General features: G+C 48.2%; 21 protein-coding genes. 10 read left to right on the plus strand and 11 right to left on the minus strand.

The genetic code is table 11. The features are described 5' to 3' along the window. Positions 1-97 precede the first annotated feature (97 nt). Together AKJ31_RS00755 and AKJ31_RS00760 are read left to right on the plus strand one after the other, a co-directional pair. A complete protein-coding gene (locus AKJ31_RS00755; RefSeq protein ID WP_053407180.1) occupies positions 98-376 on the plus strand; it encodes a GNAT family N-acetyltransferase in 279 nt (92 codons plus the stop codon). A gap of 10 nt (positions 377-386) precedes the next feature. Beyond that, positions 387-1,349 carry a phosphotransferase gene (locus AKJ31_RS00760; RefSeq protein WP_053407959.1) on the plus strand — a complete coding sequence of 321 codons (963 nt, stop codon included), beginning with the start codon at positions 387-389 and terminating at the stop codon, positions 1,347-1,349. Positions 1,350-1,376: 27 nt separating this feature from the next. Here the strand turns inward: AKJ31_RS00760 and AKJ31_RS00765 are convergent, their stop codons facing one another. The 5 genes from AKJ31_RS00765 to AKJ31_RS00785 all read right to left on the minus strand — a co-directional run bounded on the left by AKJ31_RS00765 (position 1,377) and on the right by AKJ31_RS00785 (position 5,862). Then, a complete protein-coding gene (locus AKJ31_RS00765; RefSeq protein ID WP_053407181.1) occupies positions 1,377-2,774 on the minus strand; it encodes a HAMP domain-containing sensor histidine kinase in 1,398 nt (465 codons plus the stop codon). A 27-nt stretch (positions 2,775-2,801) separates the two neighbouring features. Then, complete coding sequence (locus AKJ31_RS00770) at positions 2,802-3,539, minus strand: response regulator transcription factor (RefSeq protein ID WP_053407182.1); 738 nt, start codon at positions 3,537-3,539, stop codon at positions 2,802-2,804. 146 nt (positions 3,540-3,685) lie between these two features. Further along, positions 3,686-4,375: a spondin domain-containing protein gene (locus tag AKJ31_RS00775; protein ID WP_053407183.1), complete on the minus strand. Its 690-nt coding sequence runs from the start codon at positions 4,373-4,375 to the stop codon at positions 3,686-3,688. A gap of 9 nt (positions 4,376-4,384) precedes the next feature. Next, positions 4,385-5,068 carry a spondin domain-containing protein gene (locus AKJ31_RS00780; RefSeq protein WP_053407184.1) on the minus strand — a complete coding sequence of 228 codons (684 nt, stop codon included), beginning with the start codon at positions 5,066-5,068 and terminating at the stop codon, positions 4,385-4,387. A gap of 302 nt (positions 5,069-5,370) precedes the next feature. Further along, entirely contained in the window at positions 5,371-5,862 is a 492-nt protein-coding gene (locus AKJ31_RS00785; protein ID WP_053407185.1) for a GNAT family N-acetyltransferase, read from the minus strand. Between the two features lie 196 nt (positions 5,863-6,058). Between AKJ31_RS00785 and AKJ31_RS00790 the strand changes: the two genes are divergently transcribed. Further along, positions 6,059-7,237, plus strand: a complete 1,179-nt coding sequence (locus tag AKJ31_RS00790; protein ID WP_053407186.1) for an MFS transporter — start codon at positions 6,059-6,061, stop codon at positions 7,235-7,237. A gap of 6 nt (positions 7,238-7,243) precedes the next feature. Beyond that, positions 7,244-8,173, plus strand: a complete 930-nt coding sequence (locus tag AKJ31_RS00795; RefSeq protein WP_053407187.1) for a Gfo/Idh/MocA family protein — start codon at positions 7,244-7,246, stop codon at positions 8,171-8,173. Here the strand turns inward: AKJ31_RS00795 and AKJ31_RS00800 are convergent. Next, positions 8,153-9,073, minus strand: a complete 921-nt coding sequence (locus tag AKJ31_RS00800; protein ID WP_053407188.1) for a LysR family transcriptional regulator — start codon at positions 9,071-9,073, stop codon at positions 8,153-8,155. The two genes, AKJ31_RS00795 and AKJ31_RS00800, sit on opposite strands and share 21 nt — an antisense overlap. Positions 9,074-9,167: 94 nt before the next feature. Between AKJ31_RS00800 and AKJ31_RS00805 the strand changes: the two genes are divergently transcribed. Both AKJ31_RS00805 and AKJ31_RS00810 read left to right on the plus strand, forming a co-directional pair. Next, complete coding sequence (locus AKJ31_RS00805) at positions 9,168-10,073, plus strand: DMT family transporter (RefSeq protein WP_053407189.1); 906 nt, start codon at positions 9,168-9,170, stop codon at positions 10,071-10,073. A gap of 59 nt (positions 10,074-10,132) precedes the next feature. Then, complete coding sequence (locus AKJ31_RS00810) at positions 10,133-11,131, plus strand: succinylglutamate desuccinylase/aspartoacylase family protein (protein ID WP_053407190.1); 999 nt, start codon at positions 10,133-10,135, stop codon at positions 11,129-11,131. A gap of 48 nt (positions 11,132-11,179) precedes the next feature. On the opposite strand, the gene AKJ31_RS00815 is transcribed toward AKJ31_RS00810, so the two are convergent. The 3 genes from AKJ31_RS00815 to norR all read right to left on the minus strand — a co-directional run bounded on the left by AKJ31_RS00815 (position 11,180) and on the right by norR (position 15,660). Next, positions 11,180-12,214 (minus strand): hybrid-cluster NAD(P)-dependent oxidoreductase, encoded by a 1,035-nt coding sequence (locus AKJ31_RS00815; RefSeq protein ID WP_053407191.1) that lies wholly within the window; start codon positions 12,212-12,214, stop codon positions 11,180-11,182. Positions 12,215-12,275: 61 nt separating this feature from the next. Beyond that, positions 12,276-13,937, minus strand: coding sequence for a hydroxylamine reductase (hcp, locus tag AKJ31_RS00820; RefSeq protein WP_053407192.1), 1,662 nt, complete (start codon positions 13,935-13,937; stop codon positions 12,276-12,278). A 193-nt stretch (positions 13,938-14,130) separates the two neighbouring features. Beyond that, positions 14,131-15,660, minus strand: a complete 1,530-nt coding sequence (gene norR, locus AKJ31_RS00825) for a nitric oxide reductase transcriptional regulator NorR (RefSeq protein WP_053407193.1) — start codon at positions 15,658-15,660, stop codon at positions 14,131-14,133. Between the two features lie 238 nt (positions 15,661-15,898). On the opposite strand from norR, the gene AKJ31_RS00830 reads away from it, so the two are divergent. From AKJ31_RS00830 to AKJ31_RS00840, 3 genes are read left to right on the plus strand one after another with little or no spacing between them, the layout of a single operon-like run. Further along, on the plus strand, positions 15,899-16,627 hold the full coding sequence (locus AKJ31_RS00830; RefSeq protein ID WP_053407194.1) for a sulfite exporter TauE/SafE family protein: 729 nt from the start codon (positions 15,899-15,901) through the stop codon (positions 16,625-16,627). A gap of 47 nt (positions 16,628-16,674) precedes the next feature. Continuing rightward, entirely contained in the window at positions 16,675-16,968 is a 294-nt protein-coding gene (locus tag AKJ31_RS00835; RefSeq protein ID WP_053407195.1) for an antibiotic biosynthesis monooxygenase family protein, read from the plus strand. 20 nt (positions 16,969-16,988) lie between these two features. After that, on the plus strand, positions 16,989-17,417 hold the full coding sequence (locus AKJ31_RS00840; RefSeq protein ID WP_072161198.1) for a YccF domain-containing protein: 429 nt from the start codon (positions 16,989-16,991) through the stop codon (positions 17,415-17,417). Between the two features lie 71 nt (positions 17,418-17,488). Here the strand turns inward: AKJ31_RS00840 and AKJ31_RS00845 are convergent, their stop codons facing one another. After that, positions 17,489-18,262, minus strand: a complete 774-nt coding sequence (locus tag AKJ31_RS00845) for an ABC transporter substrate-binding protein (RefSeq protein ID WP_053407196.1) — start codon at positions 18,260-18,262, stop codon at positions 17,489-17,491. Positions 18,263-18,276: 14 nt separating this feature from the next. Further along, positions 18,277-19,362 carry a histidinol-phosphate transaminase gene (gene hisC / locus AKJ31_RS00850; RefSeq protein WP_053407197.1) on the minus strand — a complete coding sequence of 362 codons (1,086 nt, stop codon included), beginning with the start codon at positions 19,360-19,362 and terminating at the stop codon, positions 18,277-18,279. Positions 19,363-19,517: 155 nt separating this feature from the next. On the opposite strand from hisC, the gene AKJ31_RS00855 reads away from it, so the two are divergent. Beyond that, complete coding sequence (locus tag AKJ31_RS00855; RefSeq protein WP_053407198.1) at positions 19,518-20,420, plus strand: LysR substrate-binding domain-containing protein; 903 nt, start codon at positions 19,518-19,520, stop codon at positions 20,418-20,420. Positions 20,421-20,424: the final 4 nt, after the last annotated feature.

Genomic DNA, 20,424 nt, shown 5'->3' on the forward strand with positions numbered 1-20,424 from the left:
GCTATGAGCGATATAAATTTTATGTATAGCCAGTCATTAGTTCAAACATCAAATTGCCTCATTTATTTGAACTATGTATCAGTTTTAGGAGTTTCACATGTCTAAAGTCCTTTTTTTTGAACCAGATAGCTCGCAATTTCGCGTCCACTTAGAGGGAGATTACTACGCAATCGTCAAATTTGAAGTTGAAAACGGCGTTTATGTCATCACTTCAACTAAGGTTCCAGAAGAACTCAGAGGTAAAGGTTACGGCAAAGTGATGATGGAAGCGGTACTGCCTGAACTGGAAAAAATGGCGGTTAAAGTGAAGCCAGTTTGCAGCTACGTTGTCCACTATCTTGAACGTAATCCTCAGTGGGCTCATCTTAAAGTTTAGTATGGCACATATGAATTATTTGGCTGTCGTTGAGCAACTTGGTTTTCGTACTCTTCATCGATGTGAAAAACTGCAAGTTTTATGGGGTGGCTACGGTGAGTTGGTTCGGCTATTTGTTGATGACAGTAGCATCGTCATCAAGCATGTGCGCCTGCCCAAACCGGATTCACATCCAAGGGGCTGGAACACCGACTTATCGCATAAACGCAAGCTGAAATCGTATCAAGTGGAACTGTGTTGGTATCAACACTATGTCGCCCAGCTCAATGCTAATAGCCCTGCGCCCAACGCTTTGTGGGTTGAACAGCATGAAAATGAATGGCTACTGGTGATGGAAGACCTCAAACAACGTGGCTTTAGTCAGGTGATAACCCAAGCAAAACCTATTCATTTGTGCGCGTGTTTGCGTTGGTTGGCCTATTTTCATGCTCAGCATATCCAAGTGGATGCGAGCGGACTCTGGGAGACGGGCACATACTGGCATTTGGCAACTCGGCCTGACGAACTCGATGCTCTCGAAGACCAAACGCTGAAAGCGGCAGCGAAGCGGATAGACCAAGTATTAAAACACTCGCCATATCCAACCTTGGTTCACGGCGATGCCAAGTTGGCGAACTTCTGCTTTACCGAGCAAGGTGACCGAGCTGCAGCGGTAGATTTTCAATACGTCGGAGCCGGATGTGCGATGAAAGACGTTGCGTTATTTATGAGTAGCGCCGTTACGCCCGATGAATGTCAGGCAACCGAACAATGGCTGCTGGATGAATATTTTAAACATCTTAGGCAGGCGTTAATTGAATTGCGGCCGGAGCTTGACGCAAGGGGCGTCGAGCAAAGTTGGCGACCACTATTTGCTATCGCGTGGACTGATTTCCAGCGCTTTGTCAAAGGGTGGAGCCCAAATCATTGGAAAATCAATGCTTACACCGAAGCGCTAAAAGATAAAGCGCTACGACAACTTAAGGCTTACTGAGTAGTAAGTCTGATTTCTTACTAGCGTTTATTCAGTTGTGGTTGAGCCGGTATTGGCGGCTCTTAGAATAAACGTCTGTTGATACTGAGAAGACGTCACGCTGCTTTGAAGATAGCTATGATGCAGCATTAAGATCGATTGAACGATTTTGGTGCCAATTCCGAGTGAGCCGCTCTCAGCTCCCTCTTCAACTCGGTTCGATAAGCTGAAATGAACACGGGATTTGTCTCCGCTCAAACGTGCTTGGCAGTTTACCTCTGAGTCTGTTGGGCTGTGGCGCAGTGCATTCTCCATTAAGTTGAGTATCAGCCGTTCAAGCAATCCTTTGTCTCCGACGGTTTGCATTTCGTTATCCATCTCGAGCTTCAACGTCACGCCTTTGCGCTCAAACGGAGGTCGCATTGTCTCGGCGCACTCTGAGATCAATGCTGCCAAGTCTACTGGGCGATAATCGTAATTGGGTGTTGGCGCTTCTTGCTTGGCGATAGCCAACAACGAGTGCAATTGCTCGGAGAGTTTTTCTGCGTTGCGGTAGGCGACTTCAATCAACGGATTAGATTTGGGGTGTTGAAAGCGCCACGTTTCGATGTAACCCAATACACTCGACAGTGGTGTTTTTAAGTCATGGCTAAGTTGCAATAAGCTTTGACGGCGATGTTCAGCTTGATACTCCAGCTGCAAAAACTGTTGCTGGATATGCTTTGCCATTAAATGAAAAGAATGTGCAATCGGCACCAGCTCTGGCACTTGTCGAGTAAAGTCTGCTTGCAGGCGAAAGTCGTGCTCTGCTTGTTTCTGCAGTTGATTCGTTACTCGTTCGATAGGGCGCAGCAAGCTACGTTTGACCAACCAGTACGCGCCGATGGCAAAGCCAATGATCGAAACTAATACCAACCCAGCGAGGGCCATGTACGGCGTATCAACTTGCGCATTCGCGATCGCTGTATGCCGCGTACTGCCTATCACCACGTAGAGATAGCCGACCGTTGAACCAAGTTCTTCGATAGCCGCCACCGAAAATACTTTATGCTCACCACGATTACGTGGGTCTTCGCCTAAGATGGGAAAGGGTTGGTTGTTTAGGAATTGTTTGATTGGAGCTAGGTCGACAGCCTCCATCATTTCTGTCCCTTCCGGCGCTGCGTGGGTAGTGATATTACCTTGGCTATCAAGGAAATAAATTTCGAAATCGGGCCCAAGGAGCATCAAGGTGTGGAAAATGGCCTTCAACGCTTTGGGGTTGTAATCCGTACCTATCATTAACGGATTATCATCGCGCATGTGACTGGCGAGCTCTTTGTGCAGGCTTTGTTTAGTGCCTTGTTCAATGGTTTCTTTTTGCCAGTGATAAGTGAGCAAAATCGCAACCGAGGCCAAACAAAACCATAAACTGGTGAAAACGACTAAGCGGGATTTAAAGCTCATTTGCTTTACCTCTCCAAACCACAGGGGTTACTGCTGTGGTTGAAATTTATAGCCCACTCCCCACACCGTCTGAATGAAGTGGTGCTGTGAGTCAGACAAAGATAACTTGCGCCGCAATCGGTTGATGGTGCTGCACACCGTGTGGTGATAGCCAGAATGATGGGTATGCCAGACGTAATCGAGCAACTCATCCTTGCTGTAGACTCTACCGGGACGAGAGGCAAGAAATTGAAGCAAAGTAAACTCAGTAGCCGTCAGCGTGATCTCGTGGTTATTCAGTGATACTTGGTGCAATTCGGGCAGTATTTTCAATGCGCCAAACGTCATAGCATCGGTCGCGCTTGCTGTCTCTTTTTCCACTGTCGTATCCGTGCTTTGCTTGAGTCGACGCAGCACATTTCGCACTCTGGCTTGAAACTCCAAGACACTGAAGGGTTTGGTGATGTAATCATCGACACCCGCTTCCAACCCTTCAACTTTGTCCATTTCTGCGTCTTGGGCGGTCAGTATTAACACCGGACTCCAATCTTGCTGTTGGCGCAGGGCATGGCAAATGTCTAAGCCGTCGCCGTCTGGCAAGCCTCGGTCAAGCACCAGCAAATCAAAAGGCTGTTGCCGGTACTGAGCTTTTGCCTCTGCGACCGTGGTTGCCCGAGACACACGGTGTCCTTGAAACTTAAGGTGTATCTGCACCAGCTCCGCCAAGTCATCGTCGTCTTCTACCAGCAAAATGTTGGCGACTGCATTGTCCGCTTGTCGTTCCATAAACCTTTCCCTGTGCTTGAGTTTTATCCCTCTGCACATGACCGGATTTATTTAGGCTTTCTTTCACTAAAACCTTAATAAAGTCATGGTTAATAAAGAGCCCGACGAAAGGCTCCTTGGAAAGTTCGACAACAGACAAGTAAACATTACTCTATCCGTGTAATGGTGACTTTAGCGCCGGGGTTTAAGAAGCGATGAACGGCGGACAGTGTTGAGGTTGGTAATCCATCGTCTTGGCTGACAACACCCGGATGGAAACTCACCACGTCATCGCTATCGTTTCGGGCTGCATTAAAGCCTTCTCCACCGCCAGCGGGGCCTGGGATTGTTGACGCTAGCTCGTCGTTTGCTTCGGTACCGGAATCCCAAACATTCATGTTCATTTCAAAGCGCTCACCCACGGAAAGCGACTTGAGTGACAGCCCTGATTCGCCGACAAACGCATCGTTGGTGTTCACTAGCATCGAGGCGACAGATAAGTAAGCGTAGCTGTCAGGGTCGACGCTAAAGGTCACTTGATCCGATGTACCCGGGAGTATTAAGCCATGACCGGAGATCCCTTCATGGACATTGGCGTTGCTATTCATCAGCGCAATAAGTTCTGCGTTGCTGCCTCCTTCTGCTAAACGCTCTAGTTCAACTGAAGCGCTTTGCCCCACGGAGAATAGCTGATAATTACTATTATGCGTAAGCACAGCCAACGGAGACATAGGCTGACTAGCGGTTAAGTTGGTGACGCTGACTGTATACCGATACGTCTTGTCGTTATCGTCACTCTTCGGACAACCAGCGAGCAACGCCACTGATGCTGCGACAAGTAAGATTCTGTATTTCATACATCCCCCTTACTTAACGACAACGGTCATGGTGGCAACTGGGTTTAACCAACGGTGGCTGCTGCTGTCTAAGTCGCTGATACCGCCTGTTGCATCGCTATCGCCCAAGTTACCCGGATGTATGTGAACTTTGTCGTTGCTCACTGTGGTTTCTACACCAGAACCGCCCGAGCCGAATGTAATAAACGGCGGGTTAGGCATACTGCTCGCTAACTCATCATTGGCTTCGGTGCCAGCGTCGTAGCTAAGAAGCGTGGTTTGATAGGTGCCCGATTTGGATGGGATTTTCCAGCTATCTAGACCAACAAAACCATCGTTGGTTGGCAGTAGCATCGCGCTGAGGGAAAGGTATTTGTGACTACCTGTGTTGATAGTAAACGTGGTCGCGATGCCCGGATTTAAAATACCGGCTGCTGGATTCTCAACCACTTCACCGCCAGCATTACCAATTAAGCTCGATAGACCAGAGATATCGCCACCTTCCGCCATGGCTTCAAGCTCTGGTGTTGCAGCATCACCCGCTCTAAACATCTGTAGATCCGAACCGTGAGCAGCAACGATCAGTGGCGTAAAGTAGATCCCTTTGGTGGCGTTGGTGATCGTAATCTCCAGCTCTTTTGCATTGATTGCCCCTGAACCAAGAGTGAGCGCAACTGAAGTCATGATGAGTCCGAGTTGGGTAGGTTTTTTCATTGTGATTCCATCCTTTAATGAGAGTAAATTCCCAAGTCCTGTTACGGCTTTTCCAAATGGACGACTTGAGTCACTGAGGCGCTACGTTTTGCGCGCTTACTTTCAAGGATGACGAATAGATCTCTCGGTAATATCACCGAATTCTCATAAAACTCTCACAACTTTAGAGCGAGTTTAATGGCATGAATTGCGTTACGCTTTGGATGATTTTTCGGAGGAGGGGAGAACAATAATAAAGGTTGATATTGATCTTTTAGCTAGATGAAGAAATACAGGCTTACCCTCAAGTAAGCCTGAATTATTTACGCTTTAATCCGCGCCATAAAATAGGTATTGATATATTCACCGTCTCGGTACGAACCAAATTTCGCTTCGCCTTCAATTTCAAAGCCAAATTTTTTGTAGCACGCGATCGCTTTTTCATTGTCGCTGTTGACTTCGATTTGAATTCTCTTCACCTGTAGCCAGTTGTCTGCGAGATCAATCACTGTTTCAATCAGTTTGCTGCCGATGCCCAAACCGTGAAAGTCATCGTGAACCCCAATTCCAAACGAGGCGCAGTGTGCGATTCTAGGGCGTTGTGAATGCTCAAGACCAATGTTTCCGACGACGCGTCCATCCACCTCGGCGACAAAGCTATAAACGCCTTCTGGCATGTTTTCCAGTCGTTTCGTCCACATGGTGAGAGAAGGTTTTGGCAGTTGCAGAGTTTCACGCTGTGCGTTCGGCTGTGAATAGATATCGCATAATGCAGCTGCATCGCTAACTAACGTAGGACGAATGATTATTTCCATATGATTATCTTCTCGACTGGTTCAACATTTCTCCACAATAGCGATTAATTTAGATTTGTTAAAGTGTTGTTTTAAAGAAATTTTTAAGTCTATATTTTGCTTTTCTTTTTATTAATCGCTCAAGCAAAGAATAGAACATTGTTTATTACTTCTTATGGCTATAATGTAAAAGAAAAATACAAATCGGATTTATAAAATGGATCAGTCGGCTAGTTGGAAAACCCCACAAAACTTCCTGTTAATAATTTCAATCGTGGTTCCCATCGCGTTCTCAAGTTGGATGGCGTTGCTGAATAACTTCGTGATTGAAAAAGCCAATTTCGACGGCGCAGACATTGGTTTGCTGCAAAGCGTGCGCGAAATTCCGGGCTTTTTGGCGTTTACCGCGGTGTTTGTCCTGCTGTTTATCCGCGAGCAAAAATTCATTCTGCTATCGCTTTGTGCACTGACATTAGGTACGGCGCTGACTGGATTCTTTCCTTCATTATTTGGTTTGTTGCTGACGACTTTACTGATGTCGACAGGCTTCCACTACTTTGAAACGCTCAAACAATCACTCTCGCTGCAGTGGTTATCGAAAGAAGAAGCGCCAGAAATGTTGGGTAAATTCATTTCCGTTGGCGCATTGGCGTCACTCTGCACTTATGGCGCGCTTTGGGTGTGTTTGGAAGTGCTCAACATGGACTTTAAGTGGGTCTATTTGAGTTTTGGTGGCGTGGGTTTTCTGTTGGTGTTGTGGATGACGTTGGCTTTTCCGCAGTTTAAATCTGAAGTGCCACAAAATAAAAAATTGGTGTTGAGAAAGCGCTACTGGCTCTACTACGCCTTAACGTTTATGAGTGGCGCACGTCGTCAGATCTTTACCGTGTTTGCGGGCTTCTTGATGGTGGAAAAGTTTGGTTATTCCGCCGCAGATATTACTATGCTGTTCCTGATTAACTACTTGTTTAACTTCCTGTTTGCGAAAAAAATTGGCCGTTTTATCGGTAAAGTGGGCGAGCGAAAAGCGCTGATGTTCGAATACACCGGTCTGATTTGTGTCTTTGTCGGCTACGCTTTGGTTCAGTCCGCAGAATGGGCGGCTGCTCTGTACGTGGTAGACCATCTGTTCTTTGCGTTAGCGCTGGCAATTAAAACCTACTTCCAAAAAATCGCGGATCCGGCAGATATGGCATCCACCGCAGGCGTCGCATTTACCATCAACCACATTGCAGCGGTGTTTATCCCGGTCACATTTGGTTTGATTTGGTTGGTATCGCCAGCAGCGGTGTTTTACATTGGTGCAGCGATGGCGGGCGTCTCATTTGCGTTGTCGATGAACATTCCTGCGCAGCCTGACGAAGGCAACGAAGTCCGCGTTTTAAGATGGAGTTAAATTAAGATGAAGATCGGAATTATTGGTTTGGGTGACATTGCGCAGAAAGCGTATTTGCCCATCATTAGCCAGCTAGAAAATGTCGAACCGATATTTTGTACCCGCAATGCTCAAACGCTGGCGCAGCTTAGCCAAAAATACCGAGTCGCCCAGTCTTGCCACGATTATCGTCAATTAGTGGAGTTGGGTGTGGACGCCGTGATGGTGCACGCGGCGACGTCTGTACATACCCAGATCGCCAGTTACTTTCTTAAACTGGGGATTCCAACATTTGTTGATAAACCTCTTGCCGATAGCGCGGCGGACGTAGAAGAGTTATATGAGCTCGCCGAACGGCAGCAGACGCCGCTTTACGTCGGCTTTAATCGTCGCCATATCCCTCTTTTCAACCAATCGATGCCAGAGTACCAATTAGGGTACAGTGGTGATTTGCTGTCCTTGCGCTGGGAAAAGCATCGTTTTGACCTTCCGGGTGAGATTCGCACGTTTGTGTTCGATGACTTTATTCATCCGCTGGATAGCATCAATCTAAACGCTAAATCGACATTGGATGATGTGTACGTTACCCAGCAATTTTCAGGTCAGCAACTGGCACGATTAGATGTGCAGTGGCAAGCCGGTAACACCTTGTTGCACGCGTCGATGAACCGTCAGTTTGGTATTACTTCGGAGCGCGTATCCGCCAGCTACACCAACCAAGCGTTTGAGTTTGATTCGTTCACTCAAGGGCGATGTTGGCAAAACGGCGAGGAATCGGTGCTGCGTTTGAAAGACTGGATACCAATGTTAGCGAGTAAAGGTTTTGAGGCGATGATTGCCGACTGGCTCCAAGTGATCGAGCAAGGCAAACTCGACACTTCGGTGATAGCAAGGAATCTCGCTAGCCACCAGTTGGCAGAACGCTTAGTCGAAATGCTACACGCTCAACTGCGCTAAGCGATTCTGCAAGAACTCGATAAAGATCTTAATCTGGCTCGGGATGTATTTTGATTGTGCATACTGAGCCACGACTTGCCCTTGATAGCGCCCTAACAAACGCCATTCTGGCAACAGTTCGACCGCTTCACCTGACTCAATATAATCGCGAATCGCGAACTCTGGTAACACGGTTATTCCCATTCCACGCAACATCGCTTCTCGGCGTAATTCACTATGGTTGACGGCGAAACTGCCGCGAATACCAATCGGCAACTTTTCTTCGTGCCGCAAAAACTCCCAAATGCAGTCTTTTGGATCTTCACCTAAGCGGATGCAATTGTGCTTGGTTAGCTCGCTCGGGTGGGTAAGCTCACCGTGTTGCGCGAGATAGCTTGGGCTGGCGCACAACACTAACTTACAACTGCCCAGCGGTTTAGCGATCAGCCCCGCCACTGGCGATTCGGTGATATGGATAATGACGTCGACTTCATCGCCGATTGGGTCAATGTAATGGTCGGCGACTTTCAGTTGCAGCTCAACTTGAGAGTACGCGGCGCTGAAATCGAGGATATGCGGCATCAAGACTTGTCTCGACCAGGCTTTCGGCGCGGCGACTCGCAGCGAACCAGAGACCGTCGCTTTGTCGACCTGAGCCGCGGATACCGCCAGTTTCGCCGCACTAAGCATATCGCGACAAAGGTTAAAGACTTGCTGACCAGTGGCACTTAAGCGCATCTGGCGCGTGGTGCGTTCAAGTAGCTTCTCTTCCAGCGCACCCTCTAAGCGTGCAATTGAGCGGCTTATTGAAGACGGAGCGACGCCAAGTTTCGTTGCTGCGGCAGAGAAACTTCCTGATTCCACCACCTGCACAAAAACCGCCATCTCTGATAATAAAGGGATGAGCTTATTTGTATCCATAATGCAATTATCCTTTGCGCAATGTCTATATTGTTTCGACATGGTTACTTATAGATACTGCTTAAGTCAATATGTAAGCCAAAAGGAGACGGCGATGACTACGGCAGAGAGTTCATATTTAAGGCGAGGAGTTCGCCTACCGGTAACCGAAGGGCTGTTATTGCTGGTGGCGGTATTTTGGGGAACCAGTTATGGACTCACCAAAAGTGCGTTGCTGTATACCAGTGTTTTGGTGTTTATTGCGATTCGTTTCTCAATCACTTTTTTATCCATCTTACCTGTGGTGATTCGAGATTTTCGTCGTGGTCTGAATCAAGACTGGTCAATTGCGATACCGACCGGTTTTATTCTCTCGGCGATTTTTTTATGCGAAGTGTTCGGAGTAGCGCAAACCTCGGCGTCTAATGCAGCTTTTTTGATCAGCTTAAGCGTGATTCTAACGGCGTTTGCGGAGTTGGTGATCAATAAAAAGCGCGTGAGTAATACCTTGTTAGTGCTCACGCTATGCAGTGTTGTCGGCGTATTACTGCTGACCAGCAAACAAGGCTTTGAGTTGTCGCTAAATCGCGGTGACTACTTGATCCTCACCGCTGCGCTATTAAGGGCGGTGATGGTCACGTCAACCAAGCGCTTTACCGAGGGCAAAAAGATAACAACCTCGACGCTGACCTGTTTGCAGTCGTTGGTGGTCGCGCTGGTAGCTTTGCTCGCGGCGTGGGGCTATTTGCCGAGTTCAGAATTCGTGCTGCCCGTAGAACAAGAGTTTTGGTTGATTGTCGCCTATCTGGTGCTGTTCTGTACCTTGTTTGCGTTCTATGTGCAGAATTACGCGGTGAGAAAAACATCACCCACACGGGTCTCTTTGTTGATGGGTAGCGAGCCATTGTTTGGCGCTCTGTTTGCCATGCTGTGGCTGCAGGAGTCATTATCGGCGCTGCAATTGGTGGGAGGAGGATTAATTCTTGTGAGCGTGGTTGTTACATCTGTTCGTGAAAATTAACATCGCTAAGATTATACTGGATGGTCATTCGGTCGAGCCCGCAAGCAATGGAGATGTCAATGACCAAACCCCTCAACGAGTGCATTATGCCAATGTACCCGACCATCCAAGCTTTGGATGTGAATACGTTAAACGCCGGAGAACACAAGTTCTGGTTTGCCGTTGCCACCGACGCGATTGGCCACCCACAAACCTTGCCTGTCAGAGTGTTCAAAGGGGCAAAAGAGGGGAAACGTTTTGTGATTACCGCGGGCGTTCATGGTGACGAGCAAAACGGCATCCTGACCGCGCAACGCTTAGCGCGCGAGTTGGTGGGCAAAGAGATCGCTGGCGTGGTGACGATTGTACCAACGGTGAATTTGTCGGGGATCGCCCGTCATAGTCGTGACTTTCATTCTGCAGCGCCAGACAGCTCTTCCGCCAACTTAAACCGTGTGTTTCCCGGCAGCCCAACTGGTGACGATGCCAGTCGTTACGCCAATAGTTTGTGGGAGAATTTGCTCAAACCCAACGCGGACCTAGCGATCGATCTTCACTCTCAAACCAGCGGCTCGGCGTATCCGCTTTATGCGTTTGCCGACTACCGATTGGAAGACGCGATTCGCATGGCAAGACTGATCAATCCCGATGTGATTCTCAACGACCCGGGCGACCCTGGGATTCTTGAAACCGTCTACAACCGAGCGGGGATCGCTTCTATTACCATCGAAGTCGGTATCGGGCGTTACACCGACCTAGAGATGGTCGACAGAGCGACACGCGGCGTGCTCAATATTCTGAAAGCCTATGAAGTGATTGCTGGCACTGTCGATTCTGCGCCGACTCCTTGCGTGGAAGGCAACGAGATTGTCAGCGTCCGTGCGAGCCAAGGTGGATTTGTGATTTGCCATGTTGAACTAATGGACCGCGTGAGCGAAGGACAAACACTGGCAACGCAATACAACAGCTTTGGTGATGAAGTTGAAACCTATCGTTCGCCGATTGATGGCACGGTGATCAGCCACAATGTGGAATCGGTCAGAGCGCCGGGCTCGCTGGTGGTGAGATTAATTCGCTAATCGACGAGTAAATAAAAAGCGCCGATTTATATTGGCGCTTTTTTGTGTCTAGGTGAGTGACACTTCGACGTCACTTTGTATCTGGCTTGAACAGGCGAGCGTATAACCTTGCGCCAACTCTTCTTCAGTCAGAGTTTCCGTGCTGGTTCGGCTCACTTCGCCTTTGGTCACTTTGCACTTGCAAGAGCCGCACATGCCGCTGCGACAGGCGATAATGATTGGCACACCGTTTTCTTCCAATACATCGGCGAGCGTTGCACCTTGCTCGACCTGCGTAGCAACGCCGAATGCCGGTACTTCAAACTGCACTGCGTCACCGCCGCTGTTTTCTGTATGCGCTTCAATCGGTGTAAAACTCTCTTGATGGAACTGCGAAGGATCAACACCAAGTGCTAAGGCGTTTTGCTCCATATCTTGCATAAACTGGGTTGGACCACACAGGTAAACCGTGCGCTCGCTTAAGTCAGGGCAGAGTGCGCGAAGCCACTCTTGGTCCAAACGTCCTTGAGGATGCTCTGTGCCAGCATTGTCTTTGAGTAACAGACGTAAATGGAAGTTGGGATAAAGCGAATGCAATGTCTCGAGTTCATCGAAATAAATCGTCTGTGCGCTGCTTTTCGCCATATGGATAAAGGTAATGTCGATGTCGGCTTGAGCTTTCAACCATGTTTTTGCCATCGACATCACTGGCGTGATACCACAGCCGGCGCTGAGTAGCGCAACTTTAGACTTCGGCGCGCAATCGACCGCGTTAAATGGACCAGTTGGCGCTAACACCGAAACGTTATCACCGACATTGAAGTGGTCAATCATGTGGTTGGATACCAAGCCGCCATCAACGCGTTTCACCGTCAGTTGCAGATAGTGTTCTGCCGGCGCGGAGCTGATCGAATAGGCGCGATATTCCATCTTGCCAGCCAGTTCAAACCCCAATGAAACAAACTGTCCCGGTTTAAAATCGAATGTGAGTGTAGGATCGGATTGGGTGCTCGCTAGCTTAAAACTAAAGGTATCAGAAGTTTCCTGCCACTTGTCGATGCAGCGCAGCGTCGTCGGCTGATTATTTTGCCATTCATTAATCATGGAGTTCTCTCATACAAAAGTGCCCAGCCAAAAATTTGGCCGGGCAAGGGACAGCAGGGATTTAAGCTGCAAGGATGGTTTTTAGATCGTCTTCAACGTTGCCGATACTGCGCATATCGAACTTATCTTGGATGATCTTAATCAGGTTGTCGGTCAAGAACGCAGGTGCGGTTGGACCGGTGTAAATGCCTTTTACGCCCAGTGCAAACAGCGTTAGCAGGATTACGATAGCTTTTTGTTCGAACCAAGACAGGACCAGCGTTAACGGCAGTTCATTGATGTCGCAGTCAAACTCTTTTGATAGAGCAAGAGCCAATTGGATTGCTGAGTAAGCGTCGTTACACTGGCCTACATCTAACAGGCGAGGGATGCCGTTGATATCGCCAAACTGGTTTTTGTTAAAGCGGAACTTACCACACGCTAGCGTTAGGATCAGCGTGTCATCTGGTGCACTTGCAGTAAAGTCGGTGTAGTAGCTACGTTCAGATTTATCACCATCGCAACCGCCGACAAGGAAGAAGTGTTTGATGTTACCCGCTTTCACTTGCTCAACCACCGCAGGTGCCGCGCTCATCAGTGCATTACGACCAAATCCAACCGTGATCATCTGCTCGATCTCGTTGTGTTGGAAGCCCGGTTGCGCCAATGCGCATTCGATCACTTGGCTGAAATCGTCACCTTCAATATGTGCCACGCCCGGCCAACCTACGATGCTACGAGTGAATAAGCGATCTGCGTATTGGCCGACATTTGGGTTCAGCAAGCAGTTTGACGTCATCACAATCGCACCAGGGAAGTTGGCGAACTCCTTCTGTTGGTTTTGCCATGCGCTACCGTAGTTGCCCACTAGGTGCGAGTATTTCTTAAGCTCAGGGTAACCGTGTGCTGGTAGCATTTCGCCGTTGGTGTAGACGTTAATACCTTTCCCTTCGGTTTGCTGAAGGATTTTCTCTAGGTCGTGCAAGTCGTGGCCAGAAACCAGAATGCACTTGCCCTGAACGGTTTTTACGTTTACTTGAGTTGGCTCTGGGTGACCAAAGGTCTTGGTTTCACCGTGGTCAAGCATTTCCATGACTTTGTAGTTCATCAGACCGATTTGCATCGAGCAATCTAGCAGTGCGCCTAGGTCTTCTGGGTCTGTGCCTAACCAAGCCATGATTTGGTGGTATTCAGCGTAAATGTCGTTGTTGGTTTGTTCCAGTACGCGTGCATGCTCCATGTAAGCTGCTGCACCTTTTAGACCGTACAGACACAGTAGGCGCAGGCCGATTACGTCTTCGCTAATGCTTTGGTAGCCGCGGTTTACCGCCACTTGAGGCGCGAATGCGAGAATTTCTTCTTCGCTTTGCGGTAGGTCGAAATCCGCGACAGCAGGGATGTTGTCGATGCTGGTGTCAGTCAGTTTCGCGGCAGCAAGAGTTTGTTCTTTTAAGCGCGCTTTGAATGTCGCCGCTTGAGCAGACAGTTCAAGAATTCGTTCAGGGTCAAAGTTAACATTGGTTAATGTAGAGAAGAACGCTCTTGGCGCCCATTGGTTGACTTCGTCGTCAACAATATCAAAGCGCAGCGCTTGTTCTGCCCAGTAAGAAACACCTTGTAGGGTGTAAACCAGCACGTCTTGTAGGTCGGATACTTCAGAAGTTTTGCCACACATGCCTTGTGCGAACGAGCAGCCTTTAACGGTAGGGGTTTGAATAGTCTGTTCACATTGAATACAGAACATTGCGCTTCTCCAATAACAGTAAGTTCTTTATTTGCGGTCGAGCCGCTTCTCTTTTCGATGCCACTGTTAGAGCAGATTGCGTGCCAATAGTTAAAATTATGAATTTAAAGGATTTTATCTTATTTTTATTATCCATATGATGTAATAAAGACAACGCAAAGGTTGTCTTTTTTACATCGATAATATTGAAGAGCTAGTTTGAAAGGTCGAACTTTTTACCCATGCGATACAGGTTGCCACGATCCATTTGCAGAAATTCCGCCGCTTTTGACCAAGTTCCGTTCGATTTTTCAAGCGCATAGACAATCAAGTCTTTCTGATAGTTCTCAACCAGCGAGCGCATACCGTGGCTGTTATCCGGAAAGTACTTGGATGTATTTTTGACATCTTGCTTGGTTAGGCTGCTATCAAAATGACTGACTTTGATGATCTGCTGCTGTTCCTGAATCGCTCGCAACGCCGCACGGGTTAAGGTGTGTTCCAGTTCGCGCACGTTGCCCGGCCAAGGCTGCTTTTCTAGCAAAGTAAGTGACTTAGAATGTAAGTGCAGGTTCGGGATATTGAACTGGCTGCGAACTTTTTCCAGCAAGTAGCCCGCCAGTACTGGAATGTCACCTTCGCGTTTACGCAGCGGTGGCACTGAGATTGGGAACACGTTGAGGCGATGGAATAGATCGGCGCGAAACTGACCTTGTTCGACCTCTCGTTCCAGCGAGCGGTTGGTCGCTGCGATAATACGCACGTTGACCAACAGGTGCTGGTCGCTACCGACGCGTTGTAGTTCACCTTGTTGAATCACGCGCAGCAATTTAGCCTGCAGCACCAAAGGCAACTCGCCGACTTCATCAAGGAAAATCGTCCCACCGTCTGCCAGTTCAAATTTACCCGCGCGGTGGCTGTTTGCGCCAGTAAACGCGCCTTTAACGTGCCCAAACAGCTCGCTTTCCGCAAGTCCTTCTGGCAGTGCGGCGCAGTTGACGTAAATCATCGCTTTATCGCGGCGGCTGGATTGGGCGTGGACGCTGTGCGCGACCAGTTCTTTACCAACACCCGTTTCACCAGTGATCAGAACTGCGTAATCAGACTTGGCGACGGTTTCAATATTATTGCGCAGTTGCTGGATTTGCGGGCTTAAGCCCACCATCTCACCTTGCTTGGAACGTGCTTGTTGGATCAAAGCTTGAGTGACGTTCTTTTGTTTTTTGTTCTGCGCTTTTAATGCTTTGATCTGCCCAATGTTACGCAGCGTTGCCGCGGCGAGGGCGGCGAAGGTTTCAAGGGTAACGGATTCAATTACATCAAACGCGCCAACAGTCAGTGAGTCGAGCGTCAAAACGCCCACCAGTTGTCCGTCAACATATAAGCTGCAACCTAAGCAGTCGTGCACATCCAATTCGGCCTCTTCGCTGAGTAGCACGCCGCTGAAAGGGTCAGGCAACTCGCAGTCTGCGCCAAAGCGAACAGGCTGCTTCGATTGCATGATGGCTTCGAGTCTTGGGTGCGCTTTGGGAAAAAATCGACGCCCTAGAACACTGGCAGAAAGCCCCTTAACGGCGACGGGAGTAAGAAAACCGTCTTCGTCCAACACAAATAAGGCACTGGCATCACAAGGAAAGACTTTGTCGATGCCGTTGATGAGATGTTGGTACTGGGCTTCACTGTTCAGGTTTGAGCTAAGATTGAGTGCTATCTCAAGCAGCACTTTATTTAGATTTGGGTTCATTGACTTTACTAGCGGAACAAACGTGCCAGAATCCTATCAAGCTGTTGTCTTTTTTACATCGTCCGAAAGGGTATAAACGCCTTTCGCTTGATTAAGGTCAATTTGTAGATGCGAAGTGTGCCGAAAAGGCAAGATACAGAGATGTTAATTAAGTGTTTAATCTTGCGATGAATGTTGAGCAATCCAGGTGCATTTCTATTATGATGGGCGCATAGTTTCTTAACGTTTCCCCTCGTGTATGTTCGCTGAATGGATCTCCACCGAAGCATTGATTGCTGCGCTATTAATTTTCCTCGGTTCTTTTGTTCAAACCGCCATCGGTTTTGGCTTAGCCGTGGTGGCTGCGCCGTTACTGTTTTTGATTTCACCTGATTACGTGCCGGCACCTATTTGTGTGGTGGCGCTGTTTATCTCGTTGCTGAACGCGTTAAAACACCGAGATAGCGTGGAGATTGGCGGTCTGAAAATGGCATTGATCGGTCGGGTGCCGGGATCGCTCGCGGGTGGCGTCCTGTTGGTGATGGTTTCGACCGATATGCTGGCGTTATGGCTGGGAGGACTGGTACTGTTCGCAGTGGCGGTGAGTTTATTGCCATTTCGTATTGAACCGACGCCAACTCGCATGACCATTGCAGGCTTCTTTTCTGGCTTTTTTGGTACGAGCTCTGCGATCGGTGGTCCGCCGATGGCGTTGCTGCTGCAACATCAGGAAGCGAACCAACTGCGTGGTAACTTGTCGGCGTTCTTCGTCTTCAGTTCGATCATCTCGTTGGTCATTCAAATACCCGCTGGATTTCTTTCGTGGCACCACGTTTGGATTACGATCCCGCTTATTCCCGCCTCTTGGGTTGGTTACAAGCTGGCGCGTATGACCACGTACTCTTTGCCTAAAGAGAAGATTCGTATGGGGGCGTTGTTGCTCTGCTCTGTAAGCGGTGCGACCGCTGTCTGGAAAGGATTAATGTAAGATACTCACCTAATGTACAGGTATTCATCTAGGGTTAAGGAAAACTCATGATACTAGAAGTGGCAGTACTGGACGTGAAGCCAGGCTTAGAACAAGAATTTGAGCGCAACTTTGCCAAAGCGCAGGCGATCATAGCCTCGATGAAAGGGTATGTGTCTCATCAACTGCAACATTGTATTGAAAAGCCCAGTCGCTATATTTTATTGGTAAACTGGGAAACATTAGTCGACCATGAGCAAGGTTTTAGGCAGTCGGCGGAATATCAGGAATGGAAAGCGCTTTTACATCATTTTTATGAACCATTCCCAACTGTAGAACACTACGAACCGGTCTACAGTTAAATTCGTTAAGGAGTAGTAAGGTGTTAAGAATACTCGGAAATATCATTTGGTTTCTGTGTGGTGGCGTTGTAATGGGACTGATGTGGTGGTTCTTCGGCCTACTCGCATTTGTCAGTATCATCGGTATCCCATGGGGACGCGCGTGTTTTGTTATGGGCAACTTTTCGTTCTTCCCATTCGGTCAGGAAGTGATTGAGCGTGATGAACTGACCCGCCGCAAAGATATTGGCACGGGAGCGCTGGGATTCATCGGTAACGTGATTTGGTTTCTTTTAGCTGGTATTTGGCTGGCAATTGGCCATATCTTTTCTGCGGTAGCGTGTTTCGTTACCATCATCGGTATTCCGTTTGCGCTACAGCACTTAAAACTGGCGTATATCTCGCTTGCGCCGATCGGTAAAGCGGTAGTGTCTAAAGAAGAAGCGGCGATGGCGCGTTACCCACGCTAATCGAATCAACCAAATTTAAGCCAATAAAAGAGCCCCGTGTTGGGGCTTTTGTGATTTTAAGAGGCTGGTAATTATAGCTCTTCACCGTAGATATCGAACGTGAAGTATTTACTCGCGATTTTATCGTATGTTCCGTTAGCGCGAATCGCTTCGATAGCTTGGTTAAACTTCTCTGCTAGTGCTTTGTCTTTCTGTCGAAGAGCCAGAGCCGTACCTTCGCCGATGTACGCTTTGTCTGTCACCGCTTCACCCACAAACTCAAAGCCTTCGCCAATCTCTTTGTCTAGGAATGCCAATGCAAGTTGGTCTGAATTGCCAAATGTCGCATCCAGACGACCGTTCTGCATGTCGATGTACACTTCATCCTGACCTGCGTAGCGCTTGATATCGGCAACGTCACCAAACATATCCGTTACGTAACGGTCGTGGATCGTACCTGTTTGTACGCCGATGACTTTATCTTTCAGGCCTTCTTTGCTGATAACCAGTTTTTGTTCGCTGTTCGCCACAAAGCGTGCTGGCGTTTGGTAATACTTGTCGGTAAACAATACGCGTTTTTTACGTTCTTCAGTGATACGCATCGATGCCATGATCACGTCGGATTTGTGTGCCATCAACGCAGGAATCAATGAATCCCAGCTTTGTGAAACCCAAGTACATTCCAGCTTGGCTTCTTGGCAAAGCGCATCCGCGATTTCGATATCAAAACCTGCTGGATTGCCGCTTGCGTCCATGTAGTTAAACGGTGGATAGGTAAAATCTGAAGCCAGTCTGACCGTTTTGGCCATGCTCGGTGCAGCAAAAAGAATGGTTGAACAAGCCAGTACGCTAAGTAGTTTTTTCATAGTTAGTCCCTTATTTACTTCGATGTTGTCTGCGTTTTGTTGTAGTTACAGATAGTTTGAGCGACTTCTTGCATGCTCTGTTCTGAGCCGACAGTGATACGAACACAGTGTTTCAGACTCGGCTCATGAGCCTGATTGCGCGTCACAATCCCTTGTTCAGCTAAGTAACCAAACAGATCAACATCCGCGTGTGTACGAATTAAAACAAAGTTTGTTGCCGAAGGATAGATGGTCTCTATCCAAGGCAGTTCTTTAATATTGTTGATAAAGCGTTGCTTGGTCTCGATAAGTGCTTGTGTGCTGGCCGCGACTTTCGCTAATCCTTGCTCACTCAATGCCTTAAGAACGATTTCTGCCGAGCTGTCAGGCATTGGATACGGCGGAATCAGCTTCATCACGTAGTCCATCACCTCTTGCGTCGCGACGATAAATCCGCACCTTACCGCCGCCAAACCGAACGCTTTTGACAGGGTACGAATCACCACGAGATTTGGGTATTGGTCGATTAAGCTCACCACATTCTGTGCCAGTTCGAATTCGATATAGGCTTCGTCGACCACCACCAACGCGTCTTGCTTGGTCTGCTCTAAGATCTCGATGACCTGAGCTTTGTTCAGCAGTTGTCCCGTCGGGTTGTTTGGCGAACAAAGAAAAACGATGTTTGAGTGTTTCGCGGCTTTGACTACGCCGTCTACATCCAACGCAAAGTCTGGCGCGAGCAATGGTACGTCGATGGTCTCAACGGCTAAGGATTCGGCGCAAAACTCATACATCGCGTAAGTCGGTGAGCAGATCGCGATGCTGTCTGCGCCCGGTTTACAGAAAGTACGAATCAACAGGTCAATAGCTTCATCTGCTCCTCGCACCGCGAGTACAGGTTGCTCAGTTTGGCAATATTGCTGGTATGCGCTTGCAATCTCATGTGGAAGAAAGTCTGGGTAGCGGTTGTAGTCAGATTGCTGCTCACTAAACGCGATGGATTGCTCGAGTTCGTTCGCGTTGAGCCATAGTCTCCCCGAACCTCCTATGCGACGTGCAGATTGATAAGGTATTAATTTTTTTATGCTCTCAGGCGCTAATTTGTCTGCAAGTGAACCCATGAAAAATCCTTTTGTGTGACTTATAAATCGTGATGAATGAAATAAAATTCATCTTTCGCGGGGCTAATTGTTAATCTAGTCAAAATGAATTTAATAATGAATCGAAATTAAGACATAATAGGCATGCAAAAATAACATGGCTCAACGGTGCGAGAATGAACAGTCGACTGCCCTCTACAAAAAACTTACAAGCGTTCTTAGCTACCGCTGAGCACCTTAACTTTACCCATGCGGCAGAAAAGCTGAATATGACGCAAGGCGCGATCAGTCGCCAGATACAGGCGTTGGAGTCGATCATCGGCGCGACGCTGTTTTATCGTCAGGCTCGAGGGTTGGCGTTAACCCCTGAAGGGGACAAGTTTGTACCAATGGCGGAAGACATCATTAAGCGTCTGCAAGGTGCGGTGCGAGAGGTCTCTGAAGGCGCAAACCGGATCAAGTTAAACGCACCAAGCTGTATTACCAGTTGGATTCTTGCCCGTTTGGCGAGTTTTCAACAAGCGTATCCTGATATCAATGTTGAATTAACCTCAACCACCAAGCACCAACCTATCCCTAACTTTGATAGCTTTGACGTAGTGGTGATGTACGGCAAACCGAGCAAAACTAAAAATGTTCAGCAAGCGTTGTTGTTTGAAGAAAAACTCGCGCCGATTTGCTCGCCACAACTGTGGCAAAAGCAACGCTTGGCATCTGAGCAAGGGGATGAGTCTTTGCTTGACCGATTTACCTGGTTACACGCCAACCAAGAACAATCTGACTGGCAACTGTGGCTTAACGCCTGTGGGTTACCAAAGCTGAAAGGTAAAACCAATCAGACCTTTGCCACGCTCGATCAAGCGATGAACGCAGCGCAACTCGGTTATGGGATTGCAATTGGGGATTTGACGTTGGCTGAGCAAGACTTAAAACTCAAGCGAGTGATACAGCCCTTTGATGAAGTGGTGTCGTCAGGCAACGGATATTACCTGATGTCACACAGCGATAACGACAACGCCAAAGTTGCCAACTTAGTCGGCTGGCTAACCTCAACCGAGCAGCAAAGCGAATTGGTATAACGAA

Origin of the sequence: Vibrio hepatarius (assembly GCF_001274785.1) — a bacterium.
In the GTDB taxonomy this organism is placed as follows: domain Bacteria; phylum Pseudomonadota; class Gammaproteobacteria; order Enterobacterales; family Vibrionaceae; genus Vibrio; species Vibrio hepatarius.

Coding starts and splice junctions, on each gene's coding strand:
- AKJ31_RS00775 (WP_053407183.1), bottom strand. CDS start 4,375: ATGAAATACAGAATCTTACTTGTCGCAGCATCAGTGGCGTTGCTCGCT.
- AKJ31_RS00830 (WP_053407194.1), top strand. CDS start 15,899: ATGTTCGCTGAATGGATCTCCACCGAAGCATTGATTGCTGCGCTATTA.
- norR (WP_053407193.1), bottom strand. CDS start 15,660: ATGAACCCAAATCTAAATAAAGTGCTGCTTGAGATAGCACTCAATCTT.
- AKJ31_RS00765 (WP_053407181.1), bottom strand. CDS start 2,774: ATGAGCTTTAAATCCCGCTTAGTCGTTTTCACCAGTTTATGGTTTTGT.
- AKJ31_RS00760 (WP_053407959.1), top strand. CDS start 387: ATGAATTATTTGGCTGTCGTTGAGCAACTTGGTTTTCGTACTCTTCAT.
- AKJ31_RS00790 (WP_053407186.1), top strand. CDS start 6,059: ATGGATCAGTCGGCTAGTTGGAAAACCCCACAAAACTTCCTGTTAATA.
- hisC (WP_053407197.1), bottom strand. CDS start 19,362: ATGGGTTCACTTGCAGACAAATTAGCGCCTGAGAGCATAAAAAAATTA.
- AKJ31_RS00855 (WP_053407198.1), top strand. CDS start 19,518: ATGAACAGTCGACTGCCCTCTACAAAAAACTTACAAGCGTTCTTAGCT.
- AKJ31_RS00780 (WP_053407184.1), bottom strand. CDS start 5,068: ATGAAAAAACCTACCCAACTCGGACTCATCATGACTTCAGTTGCGCTC.
- AKJ31_RS00845 (WP_053407196.1), bottom strand. CDS start 18,262: ATGAAAAAACTACTTAGCGTACTGGCTTGTTCAACCATTCTTTTTGCT.
- hcp (WP_053407192.1), bottom strand. CDS start 13,937: ATGTTCTGTATTCAATGTGAACAGACTATTCAAACCCCTACCGTTAAA.
- AKJ31_RS00770 (WP_053407182.1), bottom strand. CDS start 3,539: ATGGAACGACAAGCGGACAATGCAGTCGCCAACATTTTGCTGGTAGAA.
- AKJ31_RS00800 (WP_053407188.1), bottom strand. CDS start 9,073: ATGGATACAAATAAGCTCATCCCTTTATTATCAGAGATGGCGGTTTTT.
- AKJ31_RS00835 (WP_053407195.1), top strand. CDS start 16,675: ATGATACTAGAAGTGGCAGTACTGGACGTGAAGCCAGGCTTAGAACAA.
- AKJ31_RS00755 (WP_053407180.1), top strand. CDS start 98: ATGTCTAAAGTCCTTTTTTTTGAACCAGATAGCTCGCAATTTCGCGTC.
- AKJ31_RS00785 (WP_053407185.1), bottom strand. CDS start 5,862: ATGGAAATAATCATTCGTCCTACGTTAGTTAGCGATGCAGCTGCATTA.
- AKJ31_RS00805 (WP_053407189.1), top strand. CDS start 9,168: ATGACTACGGCAGAGAGTTCATATTTAAGGCGAGGAGTTCGCCTACCG.
- AKJ31_RS00810 (WP_053407190.1), top strand. CDS start 10,133: ATGACCAAACCCCTCAACGAGTGCATTATGCCAATGTACCCGACCATC.
- AKJ31_RS00795 (WP_053407187.1), top strand. CDS start 7,244: ATGAAGATCGGAATTATTGGTTTGGGTGACATTGCGCAGAAAGCGTAT.
- AKJ31_RS00815 (WP_053407191.1), bottom strand. CDS start 12,214: ATGATTAATGAATGGCAAAATAATCAGCCGACGACGCTGCGCTGCATC.